This is a genomic window from Arthrobacter sp. SPT-J7, assembly GCF_059089965.1.
The window spans coordinates 1-805 of sequence record NZ_JBNHFF010000503.1 but is presented as its reverse complement, the minus strand read 5'-3'; the positions used below and the strand labels follow the sequence as shown (position 1 = coordinate 805).

Sequence of the window (805 nt, the reverse complement as noted above, 5' to 3'; positions counted from 1 at the left end):
GGTACTGCACTCGGGAGGGTGTGGGAGAGTAGGTCACCGCCGGACACTCATTAAAGGGAAGGCCCCGCCAACGACGGCGGGGCCTTCCCCGTTTAACAGCCTGGCTTCGTTAGTGGAGTCACAGCCAGGCCTCGGCTCAGCGCGAGATGGTGAACCGTTGACTGCACTAGAATGGATCGATGGTATGGGCGCGCCAGGAAAATCTGCGCCCGAAACAAGACAACGTTTACAGAGATTTTGATGGCTGTGGTTGGTTCGATTGACCCGGCCCGCACTGAGAGGAGTTCCGGCATGGCTGATTTCCGGGGTCGTGAAGGACGAGACGACAGGGGTGCAGGCCGAGGCAACTACGACCGGTCCGGTGCTGGCCGCTCCAGCGAGAGCGGTGAGCGGAAGCGCCCTGACTACGATAACCGTAGTAGTAACCCGTCGAGCACTGACGGCGGCTACCGTTCTAGGGATGATCGTCCTCGTCAGGACCGTGGTGAGCGTCGCGATTTTGGTGATCGGCGTGCGCAGGGTGATCGGCCGCGTCAGGATCGTGGTGAGCGGCGTGACTTCGGCGACCGTCCCCGTCAGGAGCGCGGCGATTTTGGTGATCGGCGTGCGCAGGGTGATCGGCCTCGTCAGGATCGTGGTGAGCGGCGTGACTTTGGTGATCGGCCTCGTCAGGACCGTGGTGATCGGCGTGCGCAGGGTGATCGGCCGCGTCAGGACCGTGGTGAGCGGCGTGACTTTGGTGATCGGCCTCGTCAGGACCGTGGTGAGCGGCGTGACTTTGGTGATCGGCCTCGTCAGGACCGTG

The 805-nt window shown here is 63.0% G+C and carries 1 protein-coding gene; it reads left to right on the top strand.

Annotated elements, in window-relative coordinates:
• Nucleotides 1-460: 460 nt before the first annotated feature.
• Nucleotides 461-805 (top strand): hypothetical protein (locus AC5RWX_RS33905; RefSeq protein ID WP_494100521.1); only part of this gene is annotated, 345 nt, incomplete at its 3' end.